Below are 1,099 nucleotides of genomic sequence, written 5' to 3' on the forward strand. Positions count from 1 at the left end.
CGCGCGCTGCGCGGGCCACGCCCGGCGCCGGGGCTGGAGGGGTTGCGCGCCCGCGTGGCCGAGGCGCTGCGGCGCGAGAAGGATGCTCCGCTGTTGGCCACGGTGGAGAAACTTCTTTCCGCCCTGGAAGCCGCTTTGCAGGGCTTCTCCGAACTGCCCGACAGCCCGGCGCGGCCGCCGGCCGAGCTGCTGGAGGCGCATCTGAACGCCGCCGAGGCGCTGGCGGCGGCGCGCGACCGGCCGGGCGGCCTGCGCCTCTATGCCGGGGAGGAGGGCGAGCCGCTGGCGGTGTTTCTCTCGACCTTGCCGCCGGCCTTGCGCGAATTGCCGCCGATGAGTCCGGCCTCCTGGCCGGCCCTGTTCGACGTGCTGCTGGAGGGGCCGGCGGCGCCGGGCGTGCGCATCGGCCGGGGGCGCGAATACGCGCAGCATCCGCGCATCGCCATCCTCGGCCTGCTGGAGGCGCGGCTGCAGGATTTCGACCTCGCCGTGCTGGGCAGCCTGGAGGAGGGCGTCTGGCCGCAATCGACCGATCCCGGCCCCTGGATGAGCCGGCCGATGCGCGGCGATTTCGGCCTGCCGGAGCCGGAGGCGCGGATCGGCCGGGTGGCGGCGGATTTCATGCTGGCCGCCGCCAGCGCGCCGCGCGTGGTGCTGGCGCGCGCCCGCAAGCGGGCCGGCGCGCCCACCGTGCCCAGCCGCTGGCTGACCCGGCTGGAAACCTTCCTGGGCGGCCAGGCGCCGGGGCTGGGGCTGCCGCGCGAGCGGGCGCTGGACTGGGCCTCGCGCCTCGACATGCCGGAGGTGGTGAAACCCTGGCCCCGCCCCGCCCCCGCGCCCCCGCCCGAGGACCGGCCGCGCGAGATCAGCGTCACCGAGGTGGCCGACCTGATGGCCGACCCTTACGGCTTCTATGCCCGCCGGGTGCTGCGGCTGCTGCCGCTGGAGCCGCTGGATGCCGAGGTCGGGGCCTCCGACTACGGCCAGATCGTGCATCAGGTGATGGCCGACTGGACGCGGCGCCTGGGCGATGCGCCGGGCGGCTGGCCGGGCACCGAGGCGGCGGCGCGGCTCTTCGCCGAGGCGGCGGAGGCGGCCT

The 1,099-nt window shown here is 76.5% G+C and carries 1 protein-coding gene; it reads left to right on the top strand.

Annotated elements, in window-relative coordinates; all coding sequences use genetic code 11:
* The coding region (locus HMPREF0731_RS21550) for a PD-(D/E)XK nuclease family protein (protein ID WP_007006364.1) at window positions 1–1,099 on the top strand (1,099 nt) is incomplete at both ends.

Source organism: Pseudoroseomonas cervicalis ATCC 49957, from assembly GCF_000164635.1.
Classification (GTDB): Bacteria; Pseudomonadota; Alphaproteobacteria; order Acetobacterales; family Acetobacteraceae; genus Pseudoroseomonas; species Pseudoroseomonas cervicalis.